Origin of the sequence: Streptomyces sp. NBC_01016 (genome assembly GCF_026341035.1) — a bacterium.
GTDB lineage: Bacteria > Actinomycetota > Actinomycetes > Streptomycetales > Streptomycetaceae > Streptomyces.
This window is the reverse complement of the sequence record NZ_JAPEOQ010000002.1, coordinates 2,360,746-2,378,534: the sequence shown is the minus strand read 5'-3', so window position 1 is coordinate 2,378,534 and position 17,789 is coordinate 2,360,746. Positions and strand designations below refer to the sequence as shown.

The window sequence follows — 17,789 nt, the reverse complement described above, 5'->3', positions numbered from 1 at the left end:
GTGGCCGCGTTCACGTCACCTGCTACCCCGGCAGGAACGGACTCGGCTTGCCATGCCAGGAGACGCGTAGGGCATCGCGGGCACGCGTCGTTGCCACAAAGAGCTGGTTGCGACTCTTCTTGAGTTCGCGTTCGTAGCGCTTGGGGTCGGTCACTACATACTTCTCGATGAGGGCACTGCGCGGAAGAATTCCGTCGCTGGCGCCGATGACGGCAAGCTTCTGGTATTCGAGGCCCTTGAACCGATGCATCGTGCCGATGTGGACCTCACCGCCCCCCTGGGGGCCGTCCTTGGTGAGGATCGCTGTGGTGATGCTGTGTTTCATCTCCAGGTCTGCAGCGACACGGCCCGCCATCTCACTGTCGGCAACGCAGACGGCCATGGTGCCGCTGGCGTCGCGTACGGTGCCGTCCTCGGAAGGCGCGGTGATCTCCGCCTTCCACTGCTTCAGCGTCTCGGCGAGCTTGGTGATCTCGTCGGTCCAGTCGGTGCAGGCGACGAGCTCGGGCACGGGGCCGCGAAGCAGGGAATGGTAGCCGTCGAGTGTGTCGGTGCCGTCGTCGAGGTCGTCGTAGGAGTCGTCGCTGACGACTTTCGCGGCCTGATCGAGGATCTCCTGGGTGGTGCGGTAGCTGAGGGTCAGCTTCGAGGAGCGGCCACGGATGTTGATACCGACAGTGGAGAGAGTGACCTGTCGGTCGTAGATACGCTGGTGGGTGTCGCCTGCGATGAACAGGTCGTCCGGTTCCGCGGCGACCATGGCGCGCAGCATCTTCCAGTGTGCGGGACTGAGGTCCTGAGCCTCGTCGACGACAATGTGCTGGTACCGGTGGCGCAGGTAGCGCACGCCGGAGCTGTTGTCGTCCAGGTGGATCAGGTCGCCGCCGCTGATGGCCTCTTTGCGTTCGCCTCGGGAACGGATCTTGTGTGCGCGCTCCATTTCGTAGCGGGCGGCACGTTCTGCGGCTTGCGACCATGTCTCGCGGCCCATGGCGTTCAGGCGCAGAGTGAGTTGATCGACCAGCTTCCAGATGGCTGCGCGTTCGGAGCGGGACAGGGCCTTGCCCATGCCTGCGCGGCGGGCCTTGAAGTAGTCCTGACGAGTGCCGAGGGACTGGCCGAGGACGATCTGTTCCCATTCGTCGAAGAGGAAGTCGACGTCCCAGCGTTGCTCGCCGTGCTCGAACAGGATCGCTGCCAGAGCTTCCTTGGCCTTGTCGTCCGCGATCAGGCTGCGCTGTGCGCCGGGGGCGACATTCTCGTTGAGGACGCCCTGCGCAAGCTGGTCGATGTGCTTGATGTCGACGCGGTCCAGCAGTGACGGGCCCATCAGCGACGTGAGACGCGAGCGAAGGTCGGCGGTGAGGTTCTTGGTGTACGTCGTCAGCAGGATCTGTTTCCCGTACCCGGCCGGGAGGGCGGCGGCGAGGCGGGCGACCCGGTGCAGAGCGACGATGGTCTTGCCGGTGCCGGGGCCGCCGCTCACCCGCGCAGGGCCGTTGTAGTGCCGGTCGACCGCCTTGCGCTGGGTCGGGTGGAGGTAGACCTTCCAGGCGCGGAAGTCGCCTTCTGCGAGGACGTTCCGGATGTCGTCGTCGACGGTGGTGACCTGCGTGCGGATGAGGGCCGCGGCCATGTCGTTCTCAAAGCCCGGTTCGAGGTCGGCGGCCGCGGGTCCTGTGATCTCGCGCTCGATCTCGTCGACGCTCATGCCGGAGCCAAGGCCGGTGAGCACTTCGGCGGTCAACCTGGGTGCGCCGGCGATGAGGTGGTCGAGTTCGGCATCGGTGGACACCGTCAGGGCCACATCGATCAGGGCGTCGGCGACTCCGAGGCGTCGCAGGTCATCGGCGTCGTAGCCGGTCAGGAGCGGAGCGGCCGCCATAGGCCCCGACTCCGGTGCGGCCAGGGCCGGTTCCGGCCGTGCCTCCTGCGGAGCCTGCTCCTCCGGTGCGGGTGTGAGCCGGACTCCCGCGCGCTGTAGGACGCTCTGGCCGACAACACCGAGGTCGACGAACTCGATCTCACCGGTGATCCGGTTGATCGCGACGGAGAGTTCTTCGTAGACATCCTTGCGGTGCCGAACCGCGAGGATCAGCCACTGCTGGACGCCGTCCGTGCCGGCTCCCGCGCGGGCGAGCAGGGCGCGGTGCGAGCGGTCGATCTTCGCGCGGAAGATGCGGCCGTCGCCCTTGAGCGGCTTGAGGTCGAGGCTCGGGTGATCGGGGTCCATCCGGAAGCGGTGGCAGAAGTCGTAGAATTTCGTCTTGACCGACGAGTCCATCTTGTAGAGCTCGTTCTCGGCCTTCTGATAGAGGCTCATGCGGGCGGTCATCGTGCGGCACCCTGTTCGTTCGTGTCGGTGGCGGAACCGGTGTTGGCGTCGGGGAGACCGGCGAGGAGGGCACTGAGGTCGATGAGCCACTCGTCGGCGGTGCGGACGGTGAACCCTGCGTCGCGGTAGGCCTGCCAGGTCTTTCGGCTCTCCTCGTCCTCATGGTCGTACGGGTCCGCCATGACGGCGAACCCGTGGTCGGCGTCATGCCATGCGAAGTCGGCGAGCCAGCCTCGTTCACCGAGTTCGTAGCCGTACGTCGGGGCCTTCTTCCCGCTGTCGGCGAGGCGGTGGGCAAGGTGGGCGAGGGGGGCGTCGGGCTCGTCCTCGTCGAGAAGTTCGAGGATCTCCTGGTCCCACAATGTGTCGCGCAGGGTCGATTCGACATGCGTGTCGGTTGTGGGCTCACCGGTCGGCGGGTGCGCGGCCACGCTTCCGGTGTCGGCGCTGGCTCCGTGCCGTACGACCAGCGATTCGAGTTCGCCTGCGCCGCCGAGCGCACGGAGCACAGCCGTATCGAAGTCGGCGGCGGTGGATGTGGTCAGCTGGACACCGTCCCCGTAGTCGTACGTCAGGAACTGCAGGATGTTGGACCACTGCAGCCAGGACCGCCAACGCAACTTGTGCTCTGCGGTGCCGAGTTGTTCATGGTCGGTGTCGTCCAGGCAGGCCAGCGCCGACCATCGGCCGGTGGCCGCGTCCACGAGGAGGGCGAACGGTAGCAGGGAGCGGTCGCAGGCCTGGAACAGGTTGAGGGTGCCGGTGCCCTGCACGGGCGCCGGGTCGATGCCATCGGTGTCGCCCCAGGCCGCCAGGAGCGTGCCGAGCGTGTCGCGGCTCTGCTCACGGTCGCCGCTGCCGACCAGAAGTTCTCGGTCCGTTCCGAGCAGTCCGCCGACGACGGCCGACGCCCGCATGCCCCACGCCGCGTCGTCCGGGCTGCGCAGGTAGGCGAGGAGCATGCTCATCGGGTCGGTGAAGGCCGTGGCATCCAGGTCGTCTCCGCCGCGCTCGGCGTAGAGCTGCTTGGCGAGGCCCTGTGCGCTGTACGAGTACGGCGGCCACACCGACTCGGCGGTCTCGCGTCCCGCCGCACGCTCCGCCGTGCCCGACATCCGCTCGAAGGCGTCGAGGTCGTCCCAGGTGAGCTGGAAGACGACGCGTCCGCAGGCCCGCAGTTGGTTGCGCTTCTGGGCGTCCCCGGCCAACCGGTTGTGCCGGGCGGTGGCGTGGTAGCGGTGACCGTCCAGATAGACGGTGATCTTCTGTGTCGGTCCATCGGTGCGTTCAAAGGTGAAGTCGGTGCGGGTGAAGCCCTCGTTTCGCTGGGCGGTCAGACGCCAGCCGTGGACCGTACCGGCTTCGTCGAGGCGCAGATAGCCGCTGTTGTCGCCGCTCTCGTCGAGCACGACGTCGGCGCGCTGCCCCGCCCAGCCTCGCAGCGCTTTGAGGAAGCGGGCCTCGAGGTCGGATTCGACCTGTCCGTCAAGGCCGATCCGGTCGGTGTTGGTGACGGACTTGGTGGACCAGGCGTCGGTGTCGGTGCCGAGGAGTTCGTCGAGGATTTCCAGGGCGGAGAGGCGCGTGACCTTCTCGGAGTGCCGCTCGTCGGTGTACCGGTACAGGCAGCGATGACAGGCTGGGCGGCCTTCGTCGTTGCAGGGGCATTCGACGAGTATGCGCCGCGCGTCCTCCAGGACCTGGCGGAAGGCGGTCGGGTCGGTCAGCCGGTCGAGGTATCCGGTGCCGTGCGGGAGACGGTCGTAGAGGACGAGGAAGTTGCGCTTCTCGCCGGTGTCCTGGTCCGGCATGGTCGCGAGGGTGGTGGCCAGGTGCTGCGGGTCACCACCGAAGGTCCCGTCAACGCCCAGGCGCAACGCGGCCTGGAAGGAATGGATCCGCTCCTCGACGAGGACGGTCGCCGCCGGCAGCAGGACGCGCAGGGCCTCGGTCTCCAACTCGTGGGCGAGCAGGACCGGTTCCTGCGGCACCTTTCTGGCCCCGCGCCGGTGCGGGCACCAGGGGGTGTGATGCTTGACCTCGCGCTGGCGGTTGGCGGAATTGTCGACGGAGTCGCGGTCGTCGTCGAAGACCGGCCGCCCGTCGGCACTGGCCGCACCGCAACTCGTGCACACCTGGAACGGCGCGATGCGCACGCGCTTCCCGGCGAGCTGGTTGTCCTCCTGCGCCCCCACACGCAGCGGCCCGGTGTTGACGCGGCGGATGACCGCGCGCCTGGTGTAGTCGACACCGAAGATCTGGCTCGTGTGCCGCCAGGACGCGCCCTGCACAAAGTGCTCGGGCCGAACGTCGACCATGTCGATGACCGTGTAGAAGCGGCGGTCCCGGTCGTCGCTCTCGTCGCCGATGCGCGCGTCGTCGCGCTTGTCACGGGCGGTGACAACAGTGGGCTGGACGATCTGCCACAGACTGCCGGAGTCGGCGATGGCGTCATCGCCGCAGCGCGGGCACGGCGAGATGTCCCGCTCGGCGTGTTCGGTGCGGACGTATCCGCAGGAGGGGCAGAACCGCCAGTGTCGCCAGTCCTGTGTGTCGCCCGACAGTATGTCGATGCCGGTGACGCGGTGCTTGTAGCCCTCGGCGTAGAAGGTGTTACCGGGGGCGAGTTCGGACAGGGCGAAGCCACGCGGCCGCTCGTAGGTGTACGCCTTCGACTTGAACGCGTCCCGCCCGTCGCCCTTGGTGCCCTCAGGCCAGTAGACGGTGGCGATGAGGGAGGTGGTGGAGTCGATGAGCGCGTAGTTGGGCAAGAGTCCGATGTCGCACAGCAGGGTCTGAGCGGGTTGGCGCTGGCGTGCGGCGCCCTTCTTCCCCGTGGCCTCCAGCTCGGCGCCCAACTCGGCCTTTGTTCGCGCTTGTTCCTCGTCGCCGTCCTTGAGTTCCTCGATCGCGGATCGGATCTCGCGAATGCGGGCGCGCAGCTTCTGGTTCTGTCGCTCCCACTCCCGCTCGGACTTCTCCACTGCGCTGCGGATGCCGCGCGTCGCGTACCGCTTCAGTTCCTCGGCCGCCATCTCGCTCACACCGGTGGGGAAGAGCGCGAGGAATCCGGTGGCGAGTGCCTCGCCGCCTGCGAGAGCGGCGTCGGTGAAATCGGCGAGGTATCCGGAGGGCCCGAACAGCTCGTCCACTCGCCGCGGCAGGGGGGCGAGCGGTTTGCCGTCCTCTCGTAACAGGCGTCCCCGCGCGGCGAGGTCGAGGAGGTGCGCGGTGTACTGGCGGCGCAGGATCTCGATGGCCGACAGGTACGAGCCCGGCGGCACGATCCGTCCGTCGATCATCTCCCGCGGACGCTCCAGGTAGTACAGGTCGCGGCGCGAGCGGTCCGGAATGGTCAGGAGGAACGCATTGCCGGTGCGCCGCCCGGCGCGGCCTGCCTGCTGCGCGTAGTTGGCGGGGCTGCGTGGCATGGCCCCCAGCACGACGGCGGACAGGTCACCGATGTCGATGCCGAGCTCCAGAGTGGGCGTGCAGGACAGCACATTGGGGTCGTTGAATCCCTCGCCCTTGCGGAACGCCTCCTCCACGCGTTCACGCGATGAGCGCGAGAGCAGGCCGGTGTGTTCGGCGGTGATGATCTGGTAGGTGCCGGCGCGGCGGTAGAGGCTGCGGTAATAGTCCTCGCGATAGTTACGATTACGGTCGTGCCGGTCGACTATCTCCTGCCACCGGTCACCGGCGATCAGACGCCCGGTGGAGCACCTGTAGGCCGGGCAGGGCTGATCGTGGTACTGGTCCAGGAGGCCGGGGTGCACGGTCTGCTCCCAGAAGCACTTGGGGCAGCGCACGTATGCCTCGTTGACCTCCTTGTCGGCAAGGAGCTGGAGCCGGACGGCGCCCGGCTGCAGTCCGTACAGTCGGGCCGCGGTGTCCCGCGGCGTACGCGCCGAAAGCAGCCCGGCATCGGCCAGCCGGGGCAGGAGCCGCACCCAGAACTCATCAGCCTGCTCGCGCGTCAGATCCAGACAGCGTTGCGCCCACGTCTGGTACCAGGAAAGGCGCCCGGCCGCGAAGTCGAACTCGCTATTGGCCTTGGGCCTGGCGAGCAGGAAGCTCGGCGCGGAGACACCGCGCGGGAAGGCCTTCATTCCGCGCGGACGCCCACCCCAGATGAAGAAACGGCTGGTGCCCGCCTCGTCGAGGAAGTTGCCCAGCCACCGGTGGCCGACCGCGCCTCGCATGCGCAGGCGCTCCAACAGGCCACGCAGGAACGCCTGGTAGCGGGTGTCGTCGTGCTCGGTCAGTGGCAGCCCGCGGCGCGCGGATTCCTCGTACACGGCACGGACGATCTCGATGGCGGCCTGCGCGTCGGGGACATCCACCCATGCGGCAGCCGTACGGGTCAGCTCCAGGGTGCGACCGTTGCGGGACCGATGACCAAACTCCATCACGGCCTCGAACGCGAACCGCTCACCGATCAGATCCCACGTCTTCCTGTCGCCTCCGCGCCCCTTCCCGGACAGCAGGCGTGCCACGCCGCCGTCGTCGTGCAGGTCCGGCGGGACGACCGCGGCAAGGATCTCGCGATCGGTGGTGGCCTCGACAACGTCGGCGACCAGATCATGGAGATCGGTGGGCCGCTGCTCGCTCAGATGCTTGGTGAACAGCGCCCGGAGGGAGAAGGTGTACGAACGGGAGGCGACGAACCCGGCCCGGTGCGCGGCGTCCTGCACCGAGTCATTGAACATCAGCGTCTTCGTCTCACGCTGTGCCTTGTCCATCTCCCCGCCGGTGAACAACTGGGTGACAGAGGCGGCGGCAAGGGCGGCAGAGCCCGTTCCGAGGAAGCGGATCGTGTTGTGCGTGCCGCAGGCCGGGCACCAGTCGTCCTTGGCGGCGCGCTCGGCGGTGTCGCCCAGCTGAACGAGGACGAACGCCGAGTCGACGGTGGCGGGCCGAGGACTTCCCTCGGCGTCGTAGTCGCTGCCCGGATCCGGCAGGCGCAACCTGTCGGACGAGCCGTCGAGGACCATGAGGACGCCGGCACCGCCCGTGGTCAGCGACTTCTGCTGCGAACGGTCGATCGCCGAACGGCCGTTGCCCTCGCGGGCCTCGTTGTCGGTGGCCGCGATCAGTGTGCGGATCTTCGCCTTGTCTGCGGTGACGGACGCCCGGCGGATCTTGTGCGGTTCGAGACTGAGCTCCTCCAGGTCCGACTCGGGCGCGAGGATCGACCAGCCGGAGCGGCCGCACTCGCGGCAGTAGACGGCGGGAAGGAACAGCCGCGCGTCGCGGGAGGCGGTGGTGTCGGGGGTGGCACGCTGCTGGTTCCGGGCCTGCGCACTGTCACTGTCCCAGGCGAACTCGGCCTGTGGCCACGGCAGTACGCCCCGCAGCACGCGGGTGACGGACCGCGCCCACTGGTGCAGCTCCACCTGGACGAGGGGCCGGACCGTCCCGGCAGGCGCATCCGGATCGCGGGCGGCAGAGAGCAGGGCAACGAAACGGGTCAGCGCGAGGGCGGCAATGTGCGGGCGGGTGGTGACCGCCTCGTCCCAGCTCTTGGCCAGGCCTCGGCGCATCACGTCCAGGATCTCGTCGTACGTCCGGGCCGTGCCGTCGAAGGCCGTCAGAACGGCATACGTGAGTCGGTTGCGCTTCAGTGCGGCGCCCAGCGCGACGGGGTCGGTGGTGCGTCGGCCGATGACCGCCTCGGCGAGTTCGGCCAGTGTTCCCGGGTCTGCGTCGGGGTCCGGCAGCGTGGTGAGCGCCTCGGGGGACGGGACCTGACCCGGCAGGAACCTCGGGTCCGGGATCGAGTCGTCGAGCATGAACTCCTCGACGCTCTGCCGGTCTTCACCGACAATCGCGTCCTCGGTGAAATCGGCGCCGAAGACGTTCGTGGCCACGGAGAGCAGTTGGCGCACCCCGTCGGCATCAGCGCCGGAGGCCAGCGTCGCGGAGGTGGCAACTGGTGTGATCGTGCCGAGCGGCCGGCCCGGCCGTGTCGCGCCGACGGCGGCGGCCAGGCGCCGTAACAGCATCGCCACATCGGTGCCCTGGGCGCCGTCGTAGCTGTGGAACTCGTCGACGACCACGTACCGGATGTCGCTGCCCTCCCACAGCGGTGCGTCGGCGCCACGCTGCAAAAGCAGGTCGAGCATCTTGTAGTTCGTGATCAGGATGTCGGGCGGCGACAACTGCATGTCCTGGCGGCGGGTATAGACACGGTCATAGTGTGTCGCAGCCTTGTCGCCGATGTAGAGACCGGCATGCACACCACTCAACTCTGCTTGCTCACAAAGCAGTTCGTTGACACGGGCCGCCTGGTCGGTGGCCAGGGCGTTCATCGGATAGAGGAAGACCGCCTTGACGCCGTGGTTCCCGGCCGCCTGCTCGCGTGCGCAGTGGTCCAGGACCGGATACAGGAAGGATTCTGTCTTGCCGGAGCCGGTGCCCGTGGTGACCAGCGTCGGCTGTGGAGTGTGGTCGTTCTTGGTGGTGAGGCGGGCGAACACGCGGGCCTGGTGCGCGTACGGGGTCCAGCCGTCACCGCGCCACCAGTCGAAGTGCTGCTGCCAGCCGTCATCGGCCCGCGTGAACGGGGTGCGGAGGCGAAGATACGGGCCACGGAACATGCCCGTGTTCTCGTCCCCCAGGAACATGTGCAGCGCCTTACGGGCTCCCTCGTCGGCGAGCCCGTACGTCGTGGACAGGTACTGGAGCAGACTCTCCTTCAGCCCCTGCGCTTCGAGCGTCGGCCTCACCGGGTCGGCACCTCCATCGCGACCGGATCCCACAGCCCCTTGGCGACGGCATCGTCGAGGCGCTTCGTGAAATCGGCGTGGGCAGCACGCATTTCGCGTTCGCGGTCGGCCTTGTAGAAGGGGGCGGTGTACCCGTCGGGAGGTGTGACGGTGGGAGCCCCGGCGACGTTGGAGGGAAGCACACCTTCGGGAGACGGACCGCCGACCGCTTCGCGATAGGCCTCGAACTGAGTCCAGGTCTCCCTGGTCTGACGCTGGCCGATGGTTCGGGCATTGCTTGCCAGCTTCCACCCTTCGGCATCGAACCAGCTGGCCGCCTCGTACTTCTGGAGCACGGGAAACCTCCCCTTGTACGCGGCGATCAGAGCATCCGCATCCATCCCGAGCCAGACGGCGACCAGGGCGTCGATCTCGACGAGTGCGGCGCGACGGGCGTACTCGGTACGGAGAGGCGTGTCGCGTTGCCAGGTCGGCGTCACGGAGTGGAGTTCGGTGCTCATACTCGGCCAGTTGAGCGCCCACGGCTCGTACGCCGACCAAGTTGGGTCGTAGAGGTCCCGCCAGAGATCGGCGTAGGCGGTGGTGAGGCAGTTGAGGCGGAGGGTTCGGAGGAGGAGGGCGGGGGCGAGAGGGTGGCATCCGTTCATGGTCGGAGCTGGCATCGTCCGAGCACTCCGGTCAAGCAAGTCGCTGCGTCCTGTGATGCGAAGGAAGTAGTCAGACGGAAGCGACGACCAGAAACCGGCCACGAGAGCCGTATGCCGATCGCTGCTCATGGCCATCGAGTACACAACATTCACATGCGCAGCACCAGGCGGAAGCAGAGCAGCGAAAAGGGCTCGCTCGGAGTTTGACGAAATCATCCTCCGCCAAGCCACTCGCCAGAACGCCGTATACGGCTTTCGCGCTCCAGCCACGAGCACTGCATCCACCTTCTCCAGATCAGCGTCCGTCGGCGGCATCCTCATCACCTCTGCCACCTGCGCACGTGCCCGCCCCGCCGCCTTGTCGTTCACCCGAATCCGTTCGAGCGCCTGGTGATCGATCCATCGGTCCTGCGCCTTGAGGTACTCCCGCGCACGTCCTGGCACCCGCACGTACTCGGTGTCCGGTACGAAATCCGAAGGCAGTGAGACCAGATCGACGCCGAAGGCCGCGTTGGAGTTGGCGTCATGCCGCTTGAACACGGGTGTGGCAACGCTGATTTGCGTTCCCTTGAGGATCACGTGGCGCCAACGCTCCGGCTCGTAGGGTTCACCCGTGTTCGGATCCGGCCGGTTGTAGTCGATCAGGCGATCCTTCTTGGCCCCGCTCTCGTGGTAGCCGGGCGTGATCTGCGGCTTGAAATCTGCAAGGCGCAGTGGATAGTTCGCCAAGGCTCCAATGGCGGACGCCTCGGCCGTACTCACCGGAAACAGCAGGCGTGCCTCCTCCACCGGGCCCGTGTCACCGAACAGCCGCCTCCACACGGTGAGCAGCTCCGTGTTGACGTGCACGACGCGCGTCCGGTGGGGGCGCTCGTCGAACTCCCCGTTCTGGTAGCGGATTCCCGGAGCCTCTCCCGAACCGTCTTGGCTCGCTGAGAAGCGCAGAGCGTCTGCCGAGACCAACCAGGAAAGGTGATCAAAGGAAATCGCCTGAGGGCGACCATAGACATGCACGCCGAAGTGCGTGGCGTGCCCCACGGGGACAGGAAAGAACCGCTGCCCGGAGTTCACGAAATCCCCGTGGATCCGCAACCGCTGATACGCCGCCCCCCGCAGCGCGCCCTCTTTGTCCCCGGTGAAGTGCGTATCCGAGTGCAGGAATCCCGTCGTACCGCATACCGAAGCGTGGTCCCACACCTGGCACATGAAGGCCCGGTACAGATCAGGCTGTGTACCTTCCAGCAGCGGATACACCTGCGGCGCCCCGTAGAACGCGACCTGCCCGACGTTGTCCGTGATCTCGCCCAGCACGTACGTGGCCGCAGCCGGCGACTTCAGCAGCTCATCCCGGCGCTCTGCCTTCGCCGAAGTGGAGGCCCGCTCCTCCAACTCGAACCACGGCTCGCGTTCCGCCAGCACCAGGGACTCGTTCCAGCGAGGCCGTACCCAGGGCGGATTCCCCACCTGAAGGTCGAAGCCTCCCGCCCCACTGGCGAACACTCCCGCAAAGTCCAACTCCCAGTGCAGAAAACCCTGTTCCGCCGCGATGTCGCGCACCACCCGCATCCAGGGGTACCGCTGCTCCACCGCCTTCCGCCCGTCGTCCATGTCCATCTCGGGCTGGGTCTGGATCAGCTCCTCAAGGTGCTTCAGTTCCTTGAGCGATTCGACGGACGACACGATCGTGCCCTCCTGCACGTCCTTCGTGCCCAGCATGGACTCGAGGAAGGCGAGCCAGTCGTCAATGTCTGTGAGCGGGACGAGGCTGCGACGGTGGGCCGGCCCCTTGGCCATCCTCGCGCCGGCGCCTGTCTGTCGCTTCCTCTTGATCTCTGTCTTCTCGACGAGACCGGACTCGTCCTCTCCTTCGCCGTCACTCGTCGCATCCCCGAAGGACATCTGCTCGCCGTCCACCGCGAACAGTGCCCGACTCTCCACATACTGCGGAGGCGTCTGCGATGTGCCCCGCCCGGACGCCACCGACAGCAGCTCGTCCAGGTCCGTCCCCTCCTTCGCCGATACCACCGGCGCATGCGCATACTCCGGGTCCGTGCCGTCAAGCAGTCCGACCCTCTCCAGCGGCCAGAACCACAGCGCACACCACGCGTCCATGACCTGCTTGAGTCGCCAGTACGGGGAACCCTCCGCCTCAAAGAGGTCCTTGAAGACCTGCTCCTTCGTCAGGGGCAGGCCACTGTTGTCCGCGTTCTCCTTGTCGCGACGCAGAAACGCGTACTCCTCCCCCTCCCCCGTACCGCCGACGCCCCACACGTCAATCGTCCGCGCTATCTCCTGCTCGCTGAGTTCCATGCGCTTCGCGACGAGCTTCCACAGGAACTCGACGCGCCGCGCCGCGGCCTGCAACCGAGCCAGCTGACTGCGCGTGCCGCCCGTCGTCTTGGGCTTCGCGGCGATGCCCCGCTTCCATGACTTCAGCGCACCGACCCGCTCACCCGCCAGCTGTTCGACGAGCTTCTTCGCGTCCCCGCTGGCGCCGGCCACAGCACCCCACCCGGACGTGGGCAGCAGGAACTGGTGCACCGCCCCGTCCGGCAAGGGCTGCTCACCACCGCCCTCAGCTCGGAACGGCAGTTTCGTCGGCGTCACCGCGCCGATCATCCGCTCCTTCTTCAACCGGTCCGCCTCGTACACCCAACGTCTGGCTCCGATCAGCGAGTTGCCACGCCGCAGGTGCAGGCCGAACCACGGCGCGCGCATCCCCGGATGCATCGTGTTCAGCCAGAGCGAGACCTCCGCCAGCTCGACACCGGTCGCATTGAGGTCAATGCCGTACGCATTGTGGAGCGCGATGTACGCCTTGACCTTCTGGAGCGCGTCCAGAGCCTGCGACGCGTCGAGGCTGACGCCGAGCTCGTTCTGCCTCCGCTTGAGGTACTCAGCGGCGACCTGGTTGATCGCTTCGTTGAGGAACGCGCCCGAGCCGAGCGCGGGCTCGCAGATGGTGTACTTCAGCAACTCACTCGCTCGTGTCTCGTCGGTGATGCGGTGTTTCAGCGCGAGCTCAACGGTGACCTCCGTCAACGACCGGGGCGTGTAGTACGACGCCGAGGTCTCGCGGTCGCGGCCTGCCAGCCGGTAGACGAACGTGCCCTTGGGGTACTTCTTCGGCCCGCGCAGGCCGTGAAGTTCGGCATCTTGCACGGAATGCACGACGTGTGTGTTTTCTGAGTAGTGGCGGCGCCGCTCGGCCGGAACCAGCCAGGAGCCCTTCTCCGGGTCGCCGTACTGTCTGCCATCACTCTTCTTCACGGCGGGCTTGGCGACCTCGGCCAGCTCTTCCTCCGCGATGATGCCCGTGTAGGACATCAACCCTTCGTACACGGCGCCAAGTTGCGGAATATCGAGGTTGCGGTACGAGATGAATCCGCCCTGACGCCCCTTGGCCGCCGCTTCCTTCATGGTGAGCAGACGCAGCACTTCGTGCAGAGCCCCGTTGCGCAGCCGAAGGTCGAGTCGCTTCGAGTCCGCTTCGGAGTCCTCTAGACGCGGGTCCCGGACACCGCAGCCGATGAGCGTGATGGCCTTCGGCTCGAAGAGTTCGCTGCGGAGCGCTTCAAAGCGCAGGCCCCGCTGCTCACTGCGCTCGTCAACCGACTTGTAGTCGTCGGCTTCGGTGCCGTACGGCCGGTGACCGTAGTTGACCTTGTTGAAAAGGACGTCGAGGGACGCGTACAGGTGGAAGCCGCGCCTGCTCTCCTCATCGACCAGCTTCCGCTCGCGCGCGACCAGTTCACGCAGGCGGGCGACCGAGTATCCGGCCTCGTACGTGGAGTCGTCTGCGGGCAGGATGCCCAGTTCGGGGCGGGCCTCGGCGTACAAGAGGAAGAGGATGCGGTAGAGGTAGCGCAGGGTTTCGCGGGTGAGCTGCTTGGCGAACGGCCCCTTCGTCAGGTCCTCGATGTCCCGCGGAGTGAGCTCCGCCTCGCGCAGGCGGGCCAGGACCTCGTTGGCGATGATCTCGACGGAACGCTGGAGGCCCTTGCGCAGCTCGGAGTTGACGCCGACGGCGTTGTCGCGGGACGCCTTGAGCAGATCATCGATGCGGCGGCCCTTACCGTCGGCACGCGGGGCGAGCATGTCGTGGCTGAAGAGGGCAGCGAAGAGGGCGAGTTCGCCGCCCTTGGCCGTGTTGTTGCGGGCGAGGGCGGCATCCAGACCGGCGGCGAGATAGCGGCCTTCGGACCAAGCGCTGCGGTCGGCGAGGACGAGAACGCCGCCGAACAGGAGCAGGACGAAGCGGGGTGGCTCGCCGCCGCGCTCGTGGAGTTCGCTCTGGAAGAGCCAGCCGGCAAGCCTCTCACCCGTCTCGATCGGTCCTTCGCTGATCTTGAACGGGTGGAGGAGGCGGCCCGCGGTATCGGATTCGAGGGCGTCGTCGAGACCGGCAGCCCAGCCGCAGTCGAGGGCCACGATGCCGTCGCCGTGCCAGGCGACGGGCAGTTCGTACTCCTTGCCTGCGCTGTGCACCGTGACCGACCGGTCGGCGCGGCCCCTGTAGCCGAGCGCGGCGAGGACGTCGGTGTGCCAGGCGGTGATGCGCTGCGCCCACTCGCCGCTGGCATCGTCGTACGTCCTGCCGGGCACGCCGTCCCGAGAGTCCTGCGCACGGGCAGCCAAGTACGGGCGCACGGTGGCCGTGTACTCGCCCCGCAGCTTCGGCAGGAGTTCGCGTGGCGTGAGTCGCTCGTCGTGCGGGTCGGTCTCACGGTTGGTCCAGAGGGTGAACAAACCCTCCTCGCCAGCCTTCTTCCCCTTGAGGGTGTTCTCGAGCTCCTCGCTGAAGTAGTGCGCGGAGAGGTATTCGCCGCGGTTGGCGAAGGAGTCGTAGGCGTAGCTCATCGCGCGGACTCCTCTATCTGCTCAGCGGCGTCGGAGGAGTGGAGGGGTTCGAGCACCGCCAGCACGCGCAGCATCGGGTCGCCCGCCGTGCGCAGACGGCGAACGAGGTCGCGGCGGCGGTCCGCAGTTTCCTGGACTTCCTCACGGCGACGCTGCTGATTTCCGACGGCGAACAGCGCGTGCTGCTCCCAGTCCCGCACCCGTTCCTCGTACGGGATGAGATAGGCGTCTACCTGCCTGTCGTACACGGAGCGGCGCTCACGCAGGTGCCGCTCCGCCTCGTCGACGGCCGGGGCGACGAGCGACTGGAGGAGGTCACGGTCGACAGGCTTGTCGCGCCCCGGCATCTCTGGGCCGACTCCGCAGGCAGCTAGGAAGGCCGAATCCATGCGCCACACACGCGGGCTGTTCTGAGCGAGGCCGGTGACCGCCATCCACTCCACGACGGTCGGCTTGCCCGCGGCGTTCGAGTAAGCGCCCTGGAGCAGGTAGACCGGCCCGGTCAGCGCCGTCGGCAGGTCGGCGTCGATGCGCGCGGCCTTCGCCCCGTCGCGCCGGTACGCGAGGACGAACGCCTCGTCGTACTTGAGTTTGGCCAGCACCTTGTCCGTCGCCCAGTCCATGACCGGGTGGATGTCGGAGACGTAACTGACGTTCGGCCACTGTGAGGTGGTTTCCTCGCCGCTGCTGCGCTGCTTGGCGGCGCGGGCCGCCTTCAGGCGTGCGGCGGCGTAGTCCTTGTCGAAGGTGATCCGCAGCGTGCCGTCGTGTTTCTGGGTGGTGAGGATCTTCTCCTGTTCCAGGTACGACTTGGGCAGTTCGCGGAAGCGGTACTGCAGGTCGTCGGGCGGGGTGAACTCGATGCGACCGCCAGTCGTCTCCGGCCGCCAGTCGAGTGCCTCGCGTTCGGCCTGCGGGTAGATGAGATCCATCGCGGCCTGGAAGTACGCCTTGGTGTCGGCGAACACGTACGGTACGTCGGCCTCTGGCACCGGGGGCGCACCGGTGGTGGCCGTGGCGTTCGTCGGGGCGTCGATCAGGGCGTTGACCCGGCCCAGCAGGTCGGCGAGCGCGCCGCCCGCCTCCTCGTGGGACTGCTTGATGGACGCGCCGACCGTGCTGCCCCTGATGAGGTCCCGCGTGAGGCGATCCTCTTCCTTCTTGTGGTCGTACAGGCCGGTGACCGCCTCGGCGCTTCCCTCGCCGGTCTCGATCTCATGGGCCCGGGCCTCGCGGCGCAGCAGGCGGGCGCCGACAAGACGGTCGTCGAGGGTGAGCATCTCGCCGCTCTCCTCGTCGCGCCGCCAGGGCACGTCGGCGGTCAGGGTCAGCGCGCGGAACTCGGGGCTCGTCCCCTGCCCGTAGCGATCGATGCGCCCGTTGCGCTGCTCGATGCGGATCAGAGACCAGGGCAGGTCGTAGTGGATGAGGTCATGGCACTGGTGGTGCAGGTTGACACCCTCGGAGGCGATGTCCCCGGTGAACAGGAGACGTACAGGCTCGTCGGCGCGGCCGAAGCGGTCGACAATCTCGTTCTGCTGCTGGTCGTTGGTGGTGTCTCCGTGCATGACCTCGACGGCGCCGCCGTAGGTCTTCCAAGGGCGGGCCCGGTCGTTGGTCCTGTCGCTTCCGGCGGACTTCTTCTCGAAGCCGAGACGGGCTGGGACCTCCAAGGCGAGCCAGTTCAGGGTCTCGACGCGTTCCGAGAAGACGACGACGCGGCGCTCGGAGCCCGGCCCGACGCCGAGGCCCGTCAGGGTGTGCACGAGCACATCGAGTTTGGCGGAGTCCTCGTCCGTGAAGTCCGCGAGAAGCATTTCGAGTTCGGTGAGAGCCCGGCTTTCGGCGGTCAGGGCGGCTCGGCGGCTGGAGTCGTCCGCCGCGGCGCTGGCCCGCTTCGGATCGTCAAGATAGGTACGGCGGTTGGCAACGGACTTCCGCAAAGCTACGTGCGAGGAGAGGAACGCCTTCAGGAAGTTGTACGCCACCAGCGGATCAGCGCACATGGACGAGCGGTTCGTGTCGCCCGGAGTCCACTCGGCAGCGAGCTTCTCCAGAACGGCGACCTCCTTGGGGGTGGCGGCGGCCGGCACCGGCAGGGAGTCGCCGCGCTCCGCCCAGTTCTCACCCTTGAGGCTGTCGCTGACTTCGCGGTCGGTCTTCGTACGCCGAATATAGAGGTGCTCGAGGTCGGCGACCTTGTAGTTCTTGGGGTCGGCGATCGCAGCGGGGTCGAGCATGCGTATGAGCTCGGCGAAGGACTCGGCCTCACCGTTGTGCGGGGTGGCGGAGGCCAGGATGAGCGCGTCGGTGCGCTCGGCGAGACGGCGGGCCAGCCGGTTGTTGCGGGTGTTCCTGTTGACGAGGTTGTGCGACTCGTCAATGACGACCGCATCCCAGGTGATGTTCTCCAAGTGGTGGGCATACGTGGCCGACTTGAGCGTGTCGACGGAGATGATGGCCCGCTTGAAGTGCGCGAACGGGTTGCGGCCCGCGGGTATCTCCTGCTGGATCCGCTGGATACCGGTCGAGTCGAGGCGTACCAGTGACAGGGAGAATCTGGTCCACAGCTCACGTTGGAACTGGTCGAGGACGTGAGCCGGCGTGACGACGAGGATGCGCTCACCGCGGCCCCGGCGGATCAGCTCGGAGAGCAGGATGCCGATTTCGAGGGTCTTCCCGAGGCCGACCATGTCCGCTAACAGAATGCGAGGCTGCGGATTGCGCATGGATAATGCCAGCTCGGCCGGGCGCAGTTGGTACTCCTGACGGTCCATGAGGAAGGACCCGGCGAGCGCGAGGCCGTGTTCGGTCTGCGGCAGCGCCGTTTTACGGATGACCGCCTCCAGGTAGAGGCGAGCCTTGGCATGCCGGGACGAGCCGTCGGACATGAGCCGCGTCCGGCGCGGGTCCAGCACCTTGATGTCGTCGAGCCCCTCGTAGAACACGGCGTCCGTGCCTCGTACGAACGTGGACACCCCGCTGACCTCGACCATGAGCCCGTCACGAGAGTCGGAGACGGACTTCACCAGCCACTGCTCGTCCCGGATGCGCACCTGAGCACCGGGAGCGAAGGACGGTTTCGTACCGGCTGAGTGCGTCGGACTCTGGCCGGCATGGTCCACACCGGATGTCTCGGGGTGCCGCACCGTACTCACGGGCTACTCCTCACGGGCTGCGTGCTCATGTCTGGGACTGGCTACTCGGTTCTGGCGGCCG

Annotated in this window: 4 protein-coding genes; all 4 read right to left on the bottom strand. The window is 67.4% G+C overall.

Annotated features, from left to right (window positions below; all coding sequences use genetic code 11):
- Nucleotides 1-22: 22 nt before the first annotated feature.
- The 4 genes from OG746_RS37565 to OG746_RS37550 all read right to left on the bottom strand — a co-directional run bounded on the left by OG746_RS37565 (nt 23) and on the right by OG746_RS37550 (nt 17,728).
- Entirely contained in the window at nt 23-2,335 is a 2,313-nt protein-coding gene (locus OG746_RS37565; protein WP_266722922.1) for a UvrD-helicase domain-containing protein, read from the bottom strand.
- Nucleotides 2,332-9,063 carry a DEAD/DEAH box helicase gene (locus tag OG746_RS37560; RefSeq protein WP_266722920.1) on the bottom strand — a complete coding sequence of 2,244 codons (6,732 nt, stop codon included), beginning with the start codon at nt 9,061-9,063 and terminating at the stop codon, nt 2,332-2,334. Before OG746_RS37560 ends, OG746_RS37565 begins: the two co-directional genes overlap by 4 nt.
- A complete protein-coding gene (locus tag OG746_RS37555; protein WP_266722918.1) occupies nt 9,060-14,315 on the bottom strand; it encodes a DNA methyltransferase family protein in 5,256 nt (1,751 codons plus the stop codon). Before OG746_RS37555 ends, OG746_RS37560 begins: the two co-directional genes overlap by 4 nt.
- A gap of 251 nt (nt 14,316-14,566) precedes the next feature.
- Nucleotides 14,567-17,728, bottom strand: coding sequence for a DEAD/DEAH box helicase (locus tag OG746_RS37550; protein ID WP_266722916.1), 3,162 nt, complete (start codon nt 17,726-17,728; stop codon nt 14,567-14,569).
- Nucleotides 17,729-17,789 lie beyond the last annotated feature (61 nt).

Bases quoted from the DNA above. Each gene is read 5' to 3' on its own strand.
- OG746_RS37565 (WP_266722922.1), bottom strand. From the start codon at position 2,335: ATGACCGCCCGCATGAGCCTCTATCAGAAGGCCGAGAACGAGCTCTAC.